The following is a 15,330-nucleotide window of genomic DNA, read 5'->3' as shown; positions in this document are numbered from 1 at the left end:
TCACCGAATGGCCACGGACCCGAAGTCAAGGATCCGTGGCCACAGTTTTAGGGGCTCGAATTTCAAACCCCGCTACCTGGTCCGGATCACCAGCAGGAAGCCCCGACCAGGAAGCAGGTGAGCAGGACATGTCGGCACTGACAGTCCCCAGACAGCCGTCGCCGGTGTTGCCGTGTCACGCCGGCGATCCCGACCTTTGGTTCGCCGAGACCCCGGCTGACCTCGAGCGCGCCAAGGCGCTTTGCGGTGGCTGCCCGATCCGGCGCCAGTGCCTGGCGTCGGCGCTGGAGCGGGCCGAGCCCTGGGGTGTGTGGGGCGGCGAGATCCTCGACCGCGGCTCGATACTGAGCTTCAAACGGCCGCGCGGACGTCCCCGCAAAGACGGGGTCGCGGCCTAGACGACGGCGCTGTCGGGCTCGGCGAAGCCGGGGATCAGCTCCTCGGACAGCCTCTTGATCGGCACCCGCGCGTCCAGCTGGCACAGGATGGCGGCCACGGACGCGATGACGCGCATCGGGATGGCCAGCTTGGGCGGCAGGTCCATCTGCCGGGCCGTCTTGATCTGCGACACCGACCGGTCGATCTGGCCCACCGTCATGCGCTGCAGCCACTTGCGCGTGTAGTGAAAGACGTCGACCTCGATGGGTTCGACGTACTGGCGCAGCATTTCGTCGATGTCGCGCACCGACACCTGCTGGCCCTTCTGGATGAAGCCGACCTTCTCCATCGTCGGTAACAGCAGGTCGTAGTTCTTGTCGCGGGCCAGCCGGATCGTCATCCCGAGCTCGATGGGGTAGCCGCCGGGCAGGGGCGCGACGGCGCCGAAGTCGATGACGCCCATCCGGTCGTCGGGCAAAAGCATGAAGTTCCCGGGGTGGGCGTCGCCGTGCAGCATTCCGAGGCGGCGCGGCGCGTCGAAAGTGAGCTCGAGCAGCCGGGTGCCGATCAGGTCGCGCTGCTCGCGGGTGCCGTTGCGGATGATCTCCGCCAGCGGCAATCCCTCGATCCACTCCTGGACCACGACCTTGGGCGCGCTGGCGACGACGTGCGGTATGACGAAGTGCGGGTGACCCTCGTAGGCCTTGGCGAAGGCGCGCTGGTTGTCGGCCTCCAGCCGGTAGTCGAGCTCCATCTCGGTGCGCTCGATCAGCTCGTCGACGATGCCCTGGACGTCGGCGCCGGGGGCGAGCTGTTTGACCACGCCGACCAGCCGCTGCATCGTTTTCAGGTCGGCGCGCAGCGCCTCGTCCGCGCCCGGGTACTGGATCTTGACGGCGACCGAGCGGCCGTCGGCCCAGACCGCCTTGTGCACCTGGCCGATGCTGGCCGAGGCAATGGGTTTGTCGTCGAACGAACTGAACCGCTCGCGCCATTTGGTGCCCAGTTGGGCGTCGAGCACCCGGTGCACCTTGTGGGCGGGCAGTGGCGGGGCGTCCTTCTGCAGCTTGGTCAACGCCTCGCGGTAGGGCTCGCCGTATTCGTCCGGGATGGCGGCCTCCATCACCGATAAGGCCTGGCCCACCTTCATCGCTCCGCCCTTGAGCTCGCCCAAGACGGTGAACAGCTGGTTGGCGGCTTTCTCCATCAGTTCGGCCTGGACTTCGTCCCTCGACTTGCCGGTCAGCCGCTTACCGAAGCCGAGCGCCGCCCGGCCGGCGAAGCCGACCGGGATGCTGGCCAGCTTCGCGTTCCGCGCCGCACGACCGCGTTTGATGTCTGCCACGTATCCATCATCCATGACGGCCAGCTCGGCTCGCGCTTGATCTTCACAACACTTCGTCCCCCGGGCGGCAGGCGGCATCGAGCCCTAGGTTGTGCCTTGCGGGTGGTAGTCGGCGACCCGCCGAAGGGTGCATCCGAAGGGTGGTATCGACCAGGCCATGGCAGCAAAGCAATCGCAGCACGACGCTGCTGACTCCTTGTTCAGGGCGATCATCGAGACGCTCGACAAACATCGAACCGACGGCACTTTGACCGCGGAGATCCTGCACCAGCTCGCGACGGCGTACGAGTCCGTGTCTACGAACGTCCCGGACCAGGGGCGGCTGGGCTGACTGCCCGCTTCAGCACGGGCACAGCGGGTGTCGGGTCCATTGCCGCGCGACGATGGCGCCGGCGTTGAGGTCGAACTCCAGCGTGGCGTTCAGCGTCTGCGGCGGACCGGGATCGGGCACCGCCGCCTGGTTGCGAACCGCGGCGATCACCCGGTTCACCTGGCTGAGCGCGAGCGCGGCGGTCGCCAACAACGTGGCCCGGTCGGCGACTCCGACGGTTTCCCGAAGCTGCGCCGAGATGGCCGGCCACGCCGCGTCGCGGTCTCGCCGATGCAGGTCGGCGCAGCCCAGGCAGCTGGTCGTGCCGGGGATCACCAGCGGACCGACCAGCCCGATGCCGTCGCGGACCCGGACCGGCAGATGGGGGACACCCTGGGTGTGCAGGTCGCGGACCATGTGCGGATCGGCGACCAGGTAATCGGACAGGACCACCAGGTCGACGGCGGTGGCCGACACGGCGGCGTGCGGTTGGCTGCTGTGGGCGAGCCGGGCGCCCGAGCAGCGCAACGCCTCGACCAGCAACTCCGAGAGCGGTCCGCGGCCGTGGATCCGGATGGACGGCGCCCGCCCGCGGGACTTCGCGCATTCGGTCGCGACGCCCGCACCGACCAGCTGGGTGACGAGACCCGTCAACCCCTGGGCGTCCCGCAGGCCGCGGTCGGCGGCCCGGCGCTGTAGCTCCGATAGCGGGGTCGGTGATCGCATGGACCGCAGCAACGCGGCCAACTCCGCCGCGGCCAGGCCGCCCGGCGGACGCACCAGCACGGCGCGGCGCGGATCCCAACCGACCTGGACGGCGCCGTCGGGCCGCAACAGCACCGGCATGGCGGGGTCCAGCGCATAGGTAGGAAGTAGGGCCGGTGACACGGGTGCACTGTGTCACGCGGACGGCGACCGGCTAGGTCAGTTGTCCACAGGACCGGCGCCGGGGTCCTCGGGGTTCTCCTCGAGTTTGGCGATCGCCTCGTCGATGCCGCTGGTGTCGCCGCCGATGACCCGGTCGATGAAGCCGGCCGGGTCGTCGAGGTCCTCGGCGTCGGGCAGCAGGTCGGGGTGTTGCCAGATGGCGTCGCGGGCGTCCACGCCGGCGGCCTCGGTGAGGCGCTCCCACAACGCGGCGGCTTCGCGCATCTTGCGGGGCCGCAGTTCCAGGCCCACCAGCGTCGCGAACGTCTGCTCGGCCGGGCCGCCGGTGGCGCGGCGGCGGCGCAGCGTCTCGCCGAGCGCGGCCGCACCCGGAATTCGATCGCCCAGGGCCGCGTTCACCACGACCTGCACCCAACCTTCGATCAACGCGAGCAGCGTCTCGAGGCGTTCCAGCGCCTGCGTCTGCGCGGGGGTCGCCTTGGGCTCGAAAACGCCCTGACCCAAGAGGTTTTCGATGGCCGCCGGGTCGGACAGCGTCGCCGGGTTGAAGTCGCGGGCCAGCTCCTCGATTCCGCTCATGTCGATCTGCATGCCCATCGCGTAGGCCTCCACGGCGCCCAGCAGCTGGCTCGACAGCCACGGCACGTGGCTGAACAGCCGGTGGTGGGCCGCCTCGCGGGCGGCCAGGAAAGTCAGGATCTCGCTTCGGGGCTGCTCGAGTCCGGCGGCGAACGACTCCAGGGCATCGGGCAGGATCGCGGCAACGCCGGTGGGCCCCAACGGCAGACCGATCTCGGTCGACGTCAGCACCTCGCGGGACAGCCGGCCCAGCGCCTGCCCCAGCTGTGAGCCGAAGGCCATACCGCCCATCTGCGACATCATCGCCATCAGCGGGCCGGCCATGCTCTTGGCCTCCTCGGGCAGCGACGACGCCCACACCGTCGAAATCTGTTGTGCCATTGGGTCGCACAACCGCTTCCAAGTCTCCAGGCTGTTTTCGACCCAGTCGGCGGGGGTCCAGCCCACCGCCTTGTTGGTGCCGGCGGGCAGCGCCGTGGCGCCATCCAGCCAGGTCTCGGCGAGATGCACCGCGTCGGCGATCGCCGAGTGTGTCGTGGCCGGGATCGGCGCCACGAACCCGATCGAGTTGGTCGCGACCCGGCGCGCCAGCTCGTAGTTGACGGGGCCCGACTTGTCGCCGCCGGCCATCCCGGTGCCCGCGCTGCTGAGCATCTGGCCCAGCTGGGTGAAGATCTGTCCCAGGTCGCCCATGCCGAACTCGCCGCTCATGCCGAATGCGCCGAATGGATCGGAGCCGCCAGAGCCCGAATTGGGATCTTTCTTCCCGGGTTTGTCGGGGTCTTCTCCGGAGGAGAAGCCGAAAGGCAGGTCAGCCATACCGTCAACGGTACCCACCGCCGGAACGGGGTGGGCGATCTCGGGTCAGCTTGTGGCTGAACCGGGCGCGGTGGGCGCCGTCTAGTGTAATCGGCGTGAACAGGCGGATTCTGACCTTGATGGTCGCGCTGGTGCCGATCCTGGTCTTCGGCGTGCTGCTCGCGGTGGTGACGGTGCCGTTCGTCTCGCTGGGCCCCGGCCCCACCTTCGACACGCTCGGTGAGGTCGACGGCAAGCAGGTCGTGGCGATCGAGGGCACCCAGACGCATCCGACCACCGGCCACCTGAACATGACCACCGTGTCCCAGCGCGACGAGCTGACGCTGGGTGAAGCGCTCACGCTGTGGCTTTCGGGTCAGGAACAGCTGGTGCCGCGCGACCTGATCTACCCGCCGGGCAAGTCGCGGGACGAGGTCGACAAGGCCAACAATGCGGACTTCAAGGACTCCGAGGACAGCGCCGAGTATGCGGCCCTGGGGTACCTGAAGTATCCGGCCGCGGTCACGGTCGCCAAGGTCACCGATCGGGGTCCGTCGGCGGGCAAGCTGAAGGCCGGCGACGCCATCGACGCGGTCAACGGCACCCCGGTCGCCGACGTCGACCGGTTCACGGGATTGCTGAAGGGCACCAAGCCCGGGCAGACGGTGACCATCGATTACCGACGCAAGAACGAGCCGGCCGGTGTCGCGCAAATTACGCTGGGCGCGAACAAGGATCGCGACTACGGCTTCCTCGGGGTGGCCGTGCTGACTGCGCCCTGGGCGCCCTTCGTGGTGGATTTCAACCTCGCCAACGTGGGCGGGCCGTCGGCCGGTCTGATGTTCAGCCTGGCGGTGGTCGACAAGCTGACCACCGGTGACCTGACCGGGTCGAAGTTCATCGCCGGGACCGGCACCATCTCCGCCGACGGGAAGGTGGGCCAGATCGGCGGCATCACGCACAAGATGGTCGCCGCGCACGCGGCGGGCGCCACCGTGTTCCTGGTGCCGGCCAAAAACTGCTACGAGGCGAACTCGGACAACCCGTCCGGTCTGCGCCTGGTGAAGGTGGAGACGCTCAGCCAGGCGGTCGACGCGCTGCATGCGATCGCGTCGGGGGCCCAAGCGCCGAGCTGCTGAAGCTCGGCCGGGATCGCGGGCCGCGCGGTGCGTAGAGTTGTCGTCGTCGATCAATCGAGCAGGGAGCGTAGCCAGTGGGGATGCGGCCCACCGCACGGATGCCGAAGCTGACGCGGCGTAGTCGGATTCTGATCCTGATCGCACTGGGTGTGATCGCTCTGCTGCTCGCCGGACCGCGGCTGATCGACGCGTACGTGGACTGGCTGTGGTTCGGTGAGCTGGGCTACCGCTCGGTGTTCACGACCGTGCTGGTCACCCGGTTCGTGGTCTTTCTGGTGGCCGGCCTGCTGGTCGGCGGCATCGTGTTCGCCGGCCTCGCGGTGGCCTATCGCACCCGCCCGGTGTTCGTGCCGAGCAGCGACAACGATCCCGTGGCCCGGTACCGCGCCGTCGTCCTCTCCCGGCTGCGGCTGGTGGGCATCGGGGTGCCGGTCGCGATCGGCCTGCTGGCCGGCATCATCGCGCAAAGCTACTGGGTGCGCATCCAATTGTTCATGCACGGCGGGGACTTCGGCATCCGGGATCCGCAGTTCGGCAAGGACCTCGGCTTCTACGCGTTCGACCTGCCGTTCTACCGGCTGCTGCTCAGCTACCTGTTCGTAGCCGTGTTCCTGGCCTTCGTGGCGAACCTGTTGGCGCACTACATCTTTGGCGGGATCCGGCTTTCCGGCCGCACCGGCGCGCTGAGCCGCTCGACCCGCATCCAGCTGGTCACCGTGGTGGGGCTGCTGGTGGTGCTCAAGGCGGTCGCGTATTGGCTGGACCGTTACGAGCTGCTGTCGCACACCCGCGGCGGTAAGCCGTTCACCGGCGCCGGATACACCGACATCAACGCGGTGTTGCCGGCCAAGCTGATCCTGATGGCGATCGCGCTGATCTGCGCCGCCGCGGTGTTCTCCGCGGTCGTGCTGAAAGATTTGCGGATCCCCGCCATCGGCCTGGTGCTGTTGCTGCTGTCGTCGCTGATCGTGGGCGCCGGGTGGCCGCTGATCGTCGAGCAGATCAGCGTCAAACCCAATGCGGCGCAGAAGGAAAGCGAATACATCAGCCGCAGCATCACGGCCACGCGGCAGGCCTATGGCCTGACGTCGGACGTGGTCACCTATCGCACGTACGCCGGCGACACGCAGGCCACCGCGCAGCAGGTGGCCGACGACCGGGCGACCACCTCCAACATCCGGCTGCTCGACCCGACCATCGTCAGCCCGGCGTTCACCCAGTTCCAGCAGGGCAAGAACTTCTACTACTTCCCCGACCAGCTGTCCATCGACCGGTACCTGGACCGCAACGGCTCGCTGCGCGACTACGTCGTCGCCGCGCGCGAGCTCAACCCCGACCGGCTGATAGAGAACCAGCGGGACTGGATCAACCGGCACAGCGTCTACACCCACGGCAACGGGTTCATCGCGTCACCGGCCAACACGGTGCGCGGCGTCGCCAACGACCCCAACCAAAACGGTGGCTACCCCGAGTTTTTGGTCAACGTCGTCGGCGCCAACGGCAACGTGGTATCGGACGGCCCGGCGCCGCTGGACCAGCCGCGCATCTACTACGGCCCGGTCATCTCCAGCACGTCCGCCGACTACGCGATCGTCGGCCGCAACGGTGCCGACCGCGAATACGACTACGAGACCAGCGCCGAGACCAAGAACTACACCTACACCGGGTTGGGGGGCGTGCCCGTCGGGGACTGGCTGTCCCGCAGCGTGTTCGCCGCCAAGTTCGCGGAGCGAAACTTCCTGTTCTCCAACGTGATCGGCTCCAATAGCAGGATCCTTTTCAACCGGGACCCGGCGCGGCGGGTGGAAGCGGTGGCGCCGTGGCTGACCACCGACAGCTCGGTGTACCCGGCGATCGTCAACAAGCGACTGGTGTGGATCATCGACGGCTACACCACGTTGGACAACTACCCGTACTCCGAGCTGACCTCGCTGGAATCGGCCACCGCCGACTCGAACGAGGTCGCGTTCAACAAGCTGGCGCCCAACAAGGACGTCTCCTACATCCGCAACTCGGTCAAGGCCACGGTGGACGCCTATGACGGCACCGTCACGCTGTACCAGCAGGACGAGCAGGACCCGGTGCTCAAGGCGTGGATGCAGGTCTTCCCCGGCACGGTCAAGCCGAAGAGCGACATCACCCCCGAACTCGCCGAGCACCTGCGCTACCCCGAGGACCTGTTCAAGGTGCAGCGGATGCTGCTGGCCAAATACCACGTGAACGACCCGGTGACCTTCTTCTCCACGTCCGACTTCTGGGACGTGCCGCTGGATCCCAACCCCACCGCCAGCAGCTATCAGCCGCCCTATTACATCGTCGCGAAAAACATTGCCAAGAACGATAATTCGTCGTCATATCAGTTGACGAGCGCGATGAACAGGTTCAAGCGCGACTATCTGGCCGCCTACATCAGCGCGAGTTCCGACCCGGCGACGTACGGCAAGATCACCGTGCTGACCATCCCGGGTCAGGTCAACGGGCCCAAGCTGGCCAACAACGCCATCACCACCGATCCGGCGGTGTCCCAGGACCTCGGTGTGATCGGGCGCGACAACCAGAACCGGATCCGTTGGGGCAACCTGCTCACCCTGCCGGTGGGCCAGGGCGGCCTCCTGTATGTGGAACCCGTCTACGCCTCCCCGGGGGCCAGCGACGCCGCCTCGTCGTACCCGCGGCTGATCCGGGTGGCGATGATGTACAACGACAAGATCGGCTACGGCCCGACGGTGCGCGACGCCCTCACCGGGCTGTTCGGTCCCGGCGCGGGCGCGGCCGCGACGGGAATTCAGCCGACCGACACCGGCAACCCCCAAGCGCCACCGCCGGCGAGCCCGCCCCCGCCGGCCAGCCCACCGGGGTCGCCGCCGCCGGCGGCAGTCCCGCCGGTATCGGATGGGTCGGTGACGCTGTCCCCGGCCAAAGCCGCCGCCCTGCAAGAGATTCAGACGGCGCTGGGCGCGGCCAAGGACGCCCAGAAGAAGGGCGATTTTGCCGGGTACGGCGCCGCCCTGCAGCGGTTGGACGACGCGATCACCAAGTACAACAACACCAAATAGCGGTCAGGCCCCGGCCATTCCGGCCGTTCGGAACCTGTCCCGATAGGCTTTCGGGCTGATGCCCAGGTGGTTGACGAATACCCGTCTCAGCGTTTCGATACTGCCGAAGCCGGCCATGCCCGCGGTCTCGGTGACCGACCGGCCGGCTTCCAGCGCGCCACGGGCGAAATCGATTCGGACCAATTCGACATAGCGTGCGGGACTCATCCCTAGCTCGGACTGGAAGAGCCGGGTCAGCTGGCGGGTGCTCAGTGCGGCCCGGGCGGCAAGAGATGTCACGCTGTGGTTCGCGCCCGGATTGGCCGCGACCGCATCGATGACCGCCCGCAGCGGCGAGTCCGGCGGCGGGTCGGCCTCGACCAGCACCGAGAATTGTGATTGGCCCCCTGCGCGTTTGAGGTACACGACCAGCCACCGGGCCACGTCGCGGACCAGCTCGGTCCCGTGATCCATCTCGACCAGCGCCAGCGCCAGGTCGATGCCCGACGAGATTCCGGCCGAGGTGAAGACGTCGCCGTCACGCACGAAGATCGCGTCCGGCTCGACGGTGACATCGCGAAAGGCCCGCGCCAACAGCCGGGCATCGTGCCAGTGCGTGGTGGCGCGCCGGCCGCTGAGCAGGCCGGCCTGCGCCAGGATGAACGAACCCGTGCAAATGGACGCCATTCGCCGGGCCCGCGCCGACACCGCCCTGACAGCCTCGACGAGCGCGGGGTCGATCGGCCGCGCCGGCAGCCGGTCGCTGCCGGCGACCAGCACCGTATCGGCGAAACCGATCGCCGAGATGCTGTCGGTGACGCCCAGTCGGGTCCCGATCGACGTCGTCACGTCCCGCCCGTCCACCGACGCGATTCTGAGCTCGTAATCGGCGCCGAACCGGTTCGCCTCAGCGAAGACTTCACCCGCTCCCGCGACGTCCAACAGCGTCACGTCGTCGAACACGACGATCACCACCACCCGTGAACGCGCTCCCGCTTCAGCCACGCAAAACATTGTGTCGCTTTCTGTGGAGAGGACGGCGCGAACGCCCACGGTCGCGGAGCCCGGGTGGCCGCACACTGACGGTCATGACCACTCAGTCCATCGACAGCATCGCCGGTATCCGCATCCCCGACTCGCCGCTGGCGCGCGAGGCCACCGAATTCATTCGCGAGGTCGAGGACGACTTGCTGTTCAATCACTCGCGGCGGGTATTCCTCTTCGGCGCGCTGCAGGGGCTGCGCCGCGGGCTGCATCCCGACCTGGAGCTGCTCTACGTCGGCGCGATGTTCCACGACATCGGGCTCACCGAGCGCTACCGCACCTCGACGATCCGCTTCGAGGTCGACGGCGCCGACGCGGCACGCGGCTTCCTGACTGCGCGCGGTGTCGACGGGGCCGACGCCGACAAGGTGTGGCTCGGCATCGCGCTGCACACCACGCCGGGCGTGCCCGAGTTCCTCGCACCGGAAGTCGCCCTGCTGCAAGCCGGTGTCGAGGTCGACGTTGTCGGCGTAGGCCGGGAATCCCTGGCCCCCGAGGCCCTCGCCGCGGTGACCGCCGCCCACCCGCGGCCCGATTTCAAGAACCGCATCCTCGCGGCGTTCAACGACGGCATGAAGCACCGCCCGCAGACCACCTTCGGCACCATGAACGCCGACGTGCTGGCGCACTTCGACGCCACCTTCGAGCGCGCCGACTTCGTCGACATCATTCTCAACAACAGCTGGCCCGAATAGCGGAGGGGAGCGGACAAATGGACATCTACGAAGCGCTGTACACCACCAGAATGATGCGGCGGTTGCGGCCGGACCCGATCCCGCTGGACATCCAGGCCCGCATCCTCGATGCGGCCGTTCGCGCCCCCAACGGCGGCAACACGCAGCGCTGGCACTTTGTGGCCGTGGACGATCCGCAACTCATCCGCGAGTTCGCCCAGCTGTTCCGGCAGGCCCGCGCCATCGAGTACCAGAAGTTCGGCGCGGGGGCGGGACCGATGGTGGCGACCGCCCCGGGTGCGGACCCGACCGCCCACGCCGAGACGATGCGCCGCATGCAGGGCTCGGGAAACTACCTGGCCGACCATTTCGAGGAAATCCCCTTGCTGCTCTTCGTCTTCGCCATCGACGACCTGGGCGGCGCCAACATCTACCCGGCGATCTGGAGCGCGTTGCTTGCCGCACGGGCCGAGGGCGTCGGCGGCGTCATGACGATGGTGCTCCGCAATTTCGAGGACCAGGTGAACGAACTGCTGGGCGTGCCGGTCGAGGAAGGCTGGGAGATGTCGGCCATGCTGGCCCTCGGCTACCCGCGGGGCCGGTGGGGTGTCGCGGCCAATCGGCGTCCCGTGCACGAGGTTTCCTCCCGCAACGGGTGGGGCAAGCCGTTCGGTGTGGAAGTGCCGCAGCCGTTGTGGCCATCGCAGAGGGACGCGAAATGACCAACGCGAACGAAATCGGAGTAACCGTGGTGCAGCCGGGGGAGGGTGAGTACGTCGCCCTCCCGGGATTCGGGGCAGTCTTCAAGCTGTCCAGCAAGACCAACGGGGGTGAGGTGTCGATCGTCGAGCACCCGTTTGAAGTCGGCTTGCTCACGGCCGCGCACATGCATACTCGCGAGGACGAGCACTCGATCGTGTTGGCGGGCGAGATCGGCTTCCGCTCCGACGACAGCGAAGTGGTTCTGGGCCCGGGTGGCTACATCACGAAGCCGCGCGGGCAAATGCACGCGGTGTGGAACGCCGGCAGCGAGCCGGGCCGCATCATCGAGGTCATCACCCCTGGCGGATTCGAGAACTACTTCCGCGAGCTCGGCGAGCTGCTCGTCGAGCATGCCGACGACCCGGTCGGCAAGGTGCTGCACGAGTCGCCCGAGTTCGGCGAACTCGCCGACAAATACGGGCTGACCTACGGCTCGCCCGATTGGATGGACGACGTCGCGCGACGGTACGGGCTGAACCCGCCGTCCCATTGAGCTGGGTCCCTACCCCCGCTGAGCCCGCGATTTGGTCGCCATGATGCCGGTTCGGTAACCTGGCATTCACCAACGCGGGGTGGAGCAGCTCGGTAGCTCGCTGGGCTCATAACCCAGAGGTCGCAGGTTCGAATCCTGTCCCCGCTACCAGGTAAGACGGCCCCCGGAGGAAACTCCGGGGGCCGTCTTCATGCGTCGTGGGAGTGAAATTGTGATCGCGCCCGCCTGCGCCCGCTATTACTCGCGAGAGACGATCACGACCGATTGCGCCGCATGTGCGACCGCCGTGCACACCGAGCCCAGCAGCATGCCGGCGAATCCGCCGCGGCCGTGACTGCCGACGACGACGAGCTGCGCGGACTCCGAGTGCTCGATGAGTTGACGAGCCGGCTGATCGCACACCACCACACGTCGCACCGCGACATCGGGGTAGCGCTCCTGGAACCCGGCGAGCCACTCGGCAAGCGCCTGTTGTGCCTGCGCTTCCATCATCTCGAGATCCAGCCCTGGCACTTCCGACATGCTGACGTCCGACCACGCATGCAGTGCCACCAACTCCACGCCCCGGCGAGAGGCCTCGTCGAAGGCGATCTCCGCCGCCAGTTTTGATGCGGCCGAACCATCGATTCCCACCAGGACCGGTGCCTGCGGACGCGGCGCGGCCTCATCATGGACGACGGCGACCGGGCAATGCGCATAGTTCACCAGGCCGGTGCTGGCCGAGCCGAACGGGACCCGGCTGAACGCGCCTTCGCCGCGGTATCCCACGACCATCATGTCCGCGATCTTGGATTCGTTGACGAGCGTGGAAACGGTCGGGCCGCGCACCACCACGCTGTACACGAACGGCGGGCCATGATCGCCGGTGCTCTCGGCGACCACCTTGCGCGCGTCTTCGAGAATTTGCCGTGCCTTCTCGTCCTGCCGCTCGAAATGGTCTTGAGGAATCGGGATCGCCGGCCACGGCGCAACCGCCGGCACGACCGGTGCGATGACGTGCATGAGTGTCAGCGGCACATTGCGTATCGCCGCATCGCGAGCCGCCCAGTCGACCGCCGCCATCGACGAGGCTGATCCGTCAACGCCGACCAAAATGCCACGATGGGTTTCGTGACCGGACATTTCGTTCCCCTGCTTCTCTCGTTACGCGACCAGGAATCAGGCGACGCGCTTGCGAATTCTTGTGGGGAGCACGATGGCCTCCCAGCGTCGATGTTGGTGGATCCCAGACGGTGACCAGTCAACTCCGTCCCGCAAGGAGCAAAGAAGGGGCGATGGGCTCCGCGCCGAAGGACTTTCGGCCACTCGCTCCGGCACCACGTCCGCTGGATTCAGGCCCACCGAGCCCTTTCAGCCGCCTACCGCGGCAGCATGGCCTCGATGGCGCTGATGACCTCCGGGGCGTCGGGCGGTGTGCGGGGTCGGAATCGCTGAACCACCTCACCGCCGGGTGCGACGAGGAACTTCTCGAAGTTCCACTGGATGTCTCCCGCCTCGCCGGCGGAATCGGCGGCTTTGGTCAATTCGGCGTACAGCTGGTGGCGGTCATCGCCGTTGACGTCGGTCTTCGCCAGCAGCGGGAACGTCACCCCGTAGGTCGTCGAGCAGAACTCCCGGATCTCCTCGGCCGTGCCCGGTTCCTGGCCCATGAACTGGTTGCAGGGGACGCCGACGACCGTCAAGCCGCGGTCACGGTAGTCCTCGGCCAGCCTCTCCAGCGCCGTGTACTGCGGGGTCAGGCCGCATTTGGAGGCCACGTTGACGACCAGAGTTGCGCCGGCTGACAGTTGGGCCAGCGTGGTCGGTTGGCCGTCGAGGGTCGTCAGCGGGATGTCTTTGAGAGTCACGCCGAAGACGCTAACGCAACGCGGCCGGAACCACCCAGACTTCATTGAGTTGGCTTGGACCGCTCTCGGTTTCACCTACCGCGGGGCCGAAAACGCCTCCTCGTTCGATCCGTGCGCGATACCGCGCCGAAGTCGAGCGCGATGTTCGGCACATTCTGCGAACAGCGGTTCGCATAAGGATGGCCGTCAAGGTACATTCCTGTGGACTTCGTTATTGCATGTGTGTGCAGAGCCCCTGGCGCGGGGAAAATTCGCCGCGGCACGGGGATGCGCGGCGCAGAGGTGAGGGGCACGGGTGACATCGTCTTCCCCGGTCCAGATCAATTCCCAGCGGCTCCCGCCCTACCGGTGGATCGCCCTCGCTGTGCTGGTGATCCTGGCCATCGTCTTCACGCTGGTGTACGTGCAGTTCCGCGGCGGCTTCACGCCGAAGACGAAGCTGACGATGCTGGCGTCGCGGGCCGGGTTGGTGATGGATCCGGGCTCGAAGGTCACCTACAACGGGGTCGAGATCGGCCGGGTGGGCAACATCTCCGAGACCGTGCGCGACGGCAAGCCGGCCGCCAAGTTCACCCTCGAGGCCCCGAAAACCTGCCGCGGGTGAACGCGCGCGGCGGGCCGGGGGGTGCCCCCGGTTGCTGGCAGCCCATCACCCGTCACCTCTGGCCCGCACCGGAATTGGTGATGGACACCGGCAACAGCATCGCGCCCTACAACCACCTCGACACGGGATCGCCGTACGCGATCGAGTATGTCTGGGGCCGCCAGGTCGGGGATAACACGATCAATCCCTAGAACCGCCCCGCGGAGAATGCAGAATGTCTTCGTGCTGGCGCGCAGGGACCGCTGACGTGCCGGGGTTTGGCTTCCACACCCTGGCGCTGCTGACCGCGATCGGATTGGCCGGTCCGCTGCTGGCGACACTGCCCCGCCTGCGGATACCGGTGATCATCGGGGAGCTGGTTGCGGGCCTCGTTGTCGGCCGGACCGGCCTGGGCGTCGTCGACGTCAACAACCCGACGTTTCAGCTGCTCGCCAACATCGGCTTCGCGTTGGTCATGTTCGTCGTGGGCACCCATGTCCCGGTCGGCGCTACCGCACTGCGCTCATCGCTACCGCACGCGCTTGCGCGGGCTGCGCTGGCCGGCGCCGCCGCGGCGGCGCTCGGGGCCGGGTTGGCGGCGGCCTTCGGCACCGGCCATGCGGCGATGTACGCCGTGCTCATGGCCTCGTCGTCGGCGGCGCTGGCGCTGCCGGTGATCGATTCCCTGCGATTGCAGGGGTCGCAGGTGCTTGCCGTTACGGCGCAGATCGCCATTGCCGATGCCGCCTGTATTGTCTTGCTGCCGTTGGTGATCGACCTCCGGCATGCGCCCACCGCCGCGCTCGGCGCGCTGGCGGTGGCCGGCTGCGCGGGAGTGCTGTTCGTGCTGCTGCGCGCCTCCGACGCCAAGGGCTGGCGCCGCCGGATGCACGAATACTCCGAGAACCGGCGGTTCGCACTGGAATTGCGGACCAACCTCATCGTGCTGTTCGCCCTGGCGGCGCTCGCCATGAGCACGCACGTGTCCGTCATGCTGGCGGGCTTCGCGGTGGGCCTGGTGGTCGCGCTGGTCGGCGAACCGCGGCGGTTGGCGCGCCAGCTGTTCGGGATCACCGAGGGGTTTTTCAGCCCGCTGTTCTTCGTCTGGCTGGGCGCTTCACTACAGGTGCGCGAGCTGGGTTCGCACCCGAAACTCATCCTGCTCGGCCTGGGGCTGGGGCTAGGGGCCATGCTGGCACACTGTGCGGGCAGGCTTCTCGGCCAACCGCTCAGCCTGGCGGTGCTCTCGGCCGCTCAGCTCGGTGTGCCGGTGGCCGCGGCCACGATCGGTACCCAGGAACACCTCCTCCTCGCCGGCGAAGCGTCGGCGTTGATGTTCGGAGCCTTGCTGACCATCGCGGCCGCCTCGATCGCGGGCACGATCGCGTCGCGGAGCCAGGTGACGAAGGGCCCTTCTGCCGCGGGACCTCCGCATCCCCGAAAGCACGACTGAAG

General features: G+C 67.7%; 15 protein-coding genes, 1 tRNA gene and 1 pseudogene. 11 read left to right on the top strand and 6 right to left on the bottom strand.

The window, feature by feature from the left end; genetic code table 11:
* Window positions 1-128: 128 nt before the first annotated feature.
* Complete coding sequence (locus tag A5678_RS17385) at window positions 129-398, top strand: WhiB family transcriptional regulator (protein ID WP_068044509.1); 270 nt, start codon at window positions 129-131, stop codon at window positions 396-398.
* Here the strand turns inward: A5678_RS17385 and A5678_RS17380 are convergent.
* Window positions 395-1,738: an AarF/ABC1/UbiB kinase family protein gene (locus tag A5678_RS17380; protein WP_068044506.1), complete on the bottom strand. Its 1,344-nt coding sequence runs from the start codon at window positions 1,736-1,738 to the stop codon at window positions 395-397. The genes A5678_RS17385 and A5678_RS17380 overlap by 4 nt on opposite strands.
* A gap of 142 nt (window positions 1,739-1,880) precedes the next feature.
* On the opposite strand from A5678_RS17380, the gene A5678_RS27595 reads away from it, so the two are divergent.
* Complete coding sequence (locus tag A5678_RS27595; RefSeq protein ID WP_197502173.1) at window positions 1,881-2,054, top strand: hypothetical protein; 174 nt, start codon at window positions 1,881-1,883, stop codon at window positions 2,052-2,054.
* A 9-nt stretch (window positions 2,055-2,063) separates the two neighbouring features.
* Here A5678_RS27595 and A5678_RS17375 read toward each other — a convergent pair whose 3' ends face one another.
* Together A5678_RS17375 and A5678_RS17370 are read right to left on the bottom strand one after the other, a co-directional pair.
* Window positions 2,064-2,879, bottom strand: coding sequence for a TOMM precursor leader peptide-binding protein (locus tag A5678_RS17375; RefSeq protein ID WP_068044504.1), 816 nt, complete (start codon window positions 2,877-2,879; stop codon window positions 2,064-2,066).
* A gap of 78 nt (window positions 2,880-2,957) precedes the next feature.
* Window positions 2,958-4,337 carry a zinc-dependent metalloprotease gene (locus A5678_RS17370; RefSeq protein ID WP_197502172.1) on the bottom strand — a complete coding sequence of 460 codons (1,380 nt, stop codon included), beginning with the start codon at window positions 4,335-4,337 and terminating at the stop codon, window positions 2,958-2,960.
* Between the two features lie 77 nt (window positions 4,338-4,414).
* Between A5678_RS17370 and A5678_RS17365 the strand changes: the two genes are divergently transcribed.
* Together A5678_RS17365 and A5678_RS17360 are read left to right on the top strand one after the other, a co-directional pair.
* The gene (locus tag A5678_RS17365) at window positions 4,415-5,437 is read left to right on the top strand and encodes a PDZ domain-containing protein (protein ID WP_068044500.1); all 1,023 of its coding nucleotides are present in this window, start codon (window positions 4,415-4,417) and stop codon (window positions 5,435-5,437) included.
* A 74-nt stretch (window positions 5,438-5,511) separates the two neighbouring features.
* Window positions 5,512-8,493 (top strand): UPF0182 family protein, encoded by a 2,982-nt coding sequence (locus A5678_RS17360; RefSeq protein WP_068044498.1) that lies wholly within the window; start codon window positions 5,512-5,514, stop codon window positions 8,491-8,493.
* Between the two features lie 3 nt (window positions 8,494-8,496).
* Here A5678_RS17360 and A5678_RS17355 read toward each other — a convergent pair whose 3' ends face one another.
* Window positions 8,497-9,486 carry a GlxA family transcriptional regulator gene (locus A5678_RS17355; protein WP_197502171.1) on the bottom strand — a complete coding sequence of 330 codons (990 nt, stop codon included), beginning with the start codon at window positions 9,484-9,486 and terminating at the stop codon, window positions 8,497-8,499.
* A gap of 74 nt (window positions 9,487-9,560) precedes the next feature.
* Here A5678_RS17355 and A5678_RS17350 point away from each other — a divergent pair, with 74 nt between their 5' ends.
* The 4 genes from A5678_RS17350 (at window position 9,561) to A5678_RS17335 (ending at window position 11,595) form a co-directional block, all read left to right on the top strand.
* A complete protein-coding gene (locus A5678_RS17350) occupies window positions 9,561-10,211 on the top strand; it encodes an HD domain-containing protein (protein ID WP_068044494.1) in 651 nt (216 codons plus the stop codon).
* 17 nt (window positions 10,212-10,228) lie between these two features.
* The gene (locus tag A5678_RS17345) at window positions 10,229-10,912 is read left to right on the top strand and encodes a nitroreductase family protein (RefSeq protein ID WP_068044492.1); all 684 of its coding nucleotides are present in this window, start codon (window positions 10,229-10,231) and stop codon (window positions 10,910-10,912) included.
* Window positions 10,909-11,445, top strand: coding sequence for a cupin domain-containing protein (locus A5678_RS17340; protein WP_068044491.1), 537 nt, complete (start codon window positions 10,909-10,911; stop codon window positions 11,443-11,445). Before A5678_RS17345 ends, A5678_RS17340 begins: the two co-directional genes overlap by 4 nt.
* Window positions 11,446-11,518: 73 nt before the next feature.
* Window positions 11,519-11,595 (top strand) — tRNA-Met (locus A5678_RS17335).
* A gap of 87 nt (window positions 11,596-11,682) precedes the next feature.
* Here the strand turns inward: A5678_RS17335 and A5678_RS17330 are convergent.
* Window positions 11,683-12,567, bottom strand: a complete 885-nt coding sequence (locus A5678_RS17330; protein WP_068044489.1) for a universal stress protein — start codon at window positions 12,565-12,567, stop codon at window positions 11,683-11,685.
* A 236-nt stretch (window positions 12,568-12,803) separates the two neighbouring features.
* The gene (locus A5678_RS17325) at window positions 12,804-13,292 is read right to left on the bottom strand and encodes a glutathione peroxidase (protein WP_068044487.1); all 489 of its coding nucleotides are present in this window, start codon (window positions 13,290-13,292) and stop codon (window positions 12,804-12,806) included.
* Window positions 13,293-13,737: 445 nt separating this feature from the next.
* Here A5678_RS17325 and A5678_RS27980 point away from each other — a divergent pair, with 445 nt between their 5' ends.
* The 3 genes and pseudogenes from A5678_RS27980 to A5678_RS17315 all read left to right on the top strand — a co-directional run bounded on the left by A5678_RS27980 (window position 13,738) and on the right by A5678_RS17315 (window position 15,328).
* Window positions 13,738-13,896 (top strand): MlaD family protein, encoded by a 159-nt coding sequence (locus A5678_RS27980; protein WP_368664900.1) that lies wholly within the window; start codon window positions 13,738-13,740, stop codon window positions 13,894-13,896.
* Window positions 13,875-14,087, top strand: a pseudogene (locus A5678_RS27975) (MCE-family protein MCE1A); the annotation flags it as partial. The gene A5678_RS27980 and the pseudogene A5678_RS27975, both read left to right, overlap by 22 nt.
* 56 nt (window positions 14,088-14,143) lie before the next feature.
* Window positions 14,144-15,328 carry a cation:proton antiporter gene (locus tag A5678_RS17315; protein ID WP_231983700.1) on the top strand — a complete coding sequence of 395 codons (1,185 nt, stop codon included), beginning with the start codon at window positions 14,144-14,146 and terminating at the stop codon, window positions 15,326-15,328.
* Window positions 15,329-15,330: the final 2 nt, after the last annotated feature.

The sequence above is a fragment of the Mycobacterium sp. E2733 genome, from assembly GCF_001667585.1.
Lineage (GTDB): Bacteria > Actinomycetota > Actinomycetes > Mycobacteriales > Mycobacteriaceae > Mycobacterium.
The sequence above is the reverse complement of the archived record's forward strand: the minus strand, read 5'-3'. Positions and strand labels throughout refer to the sequence as shown.

What these genes read in the sequence shown, in the direction of transcription:
- A5678_RS17340 (WP_068044491.1), top strand. Translation starts at nt 10,909, where the DNA reads ATGACCAACGCGAACGAAATCGGAGTAACCGTGGTGCAGCCGGGGGAG.
- A5678_RS17385 (WP_068044509.1), top strand. Translation starts at nt 129, where the DNA reads ATGTCGGCACTGACAGTCCCCAGACAGCCGTCGCCGGTGTTGCCGTGT.
- A5678_RS27595 (WP_197502173.1), top strand. Translation starts at nt 1,881, where the DNA reads ATGGCAGCAAAGCAATCGCAGCACGACGCTGCTGACTCCTTGTTCAGG.
- A5678_RS27980 (WP_368664900.1), top strand. Translation starts at nt 13,738, where the DNA reads ATGCTGGCGTCGCGGGCCGGGTTGGTGATGGATCCGGGCTCGAAGGTC.
- A5678_RS17350 (WP_068044494.1), top strand. Translation starts at nt 9,561, where the DNA reads ATGACCACTCAGTCCATCGACAGCATCGCCGGTATCCGCATCCCCGAC.
- A5678_RS17375 (WP_068044504.1), bottom strand. Translation starts at nt 2,879, where the DNA reads ATGCCGGTGCTGTTGCGGCCCGACGGCGCCGTCCAGGTCGGTTGGGAT.
- A5678_RS17355 (WP_197502171.1), bottom strand. Translation starts at nt 9,486, where the DNA reads ATGTTTTGCGTGGCTGAAGCGGGAGCGCGTTCACGGGTGGTGGTGATC.
- A5678_RS17330 (WP_068044489.1), bottom strand. Translation starts at nt 12,567, where the DNA reads ATGTCCGGTCACGAAACCCATCGTGGCATTTTGGTCGGCGTTGACGGA.
- A5678_RS17380 (WP_068044506.1), bottom strand. Translation starts at nt 1,738, where the DNA reads ATGGATGATGGATACGTGGCAGACATCAAACGCGGTCGTGCGGCGCGG.
- A5678_RS17345 (WP_068044492.1), top strand. Translation starts at nt 10,229, where the DNA reads ATGGACATCTACGAAGCGCTGTACACCACCAGAATGATGCGGCGGTTG.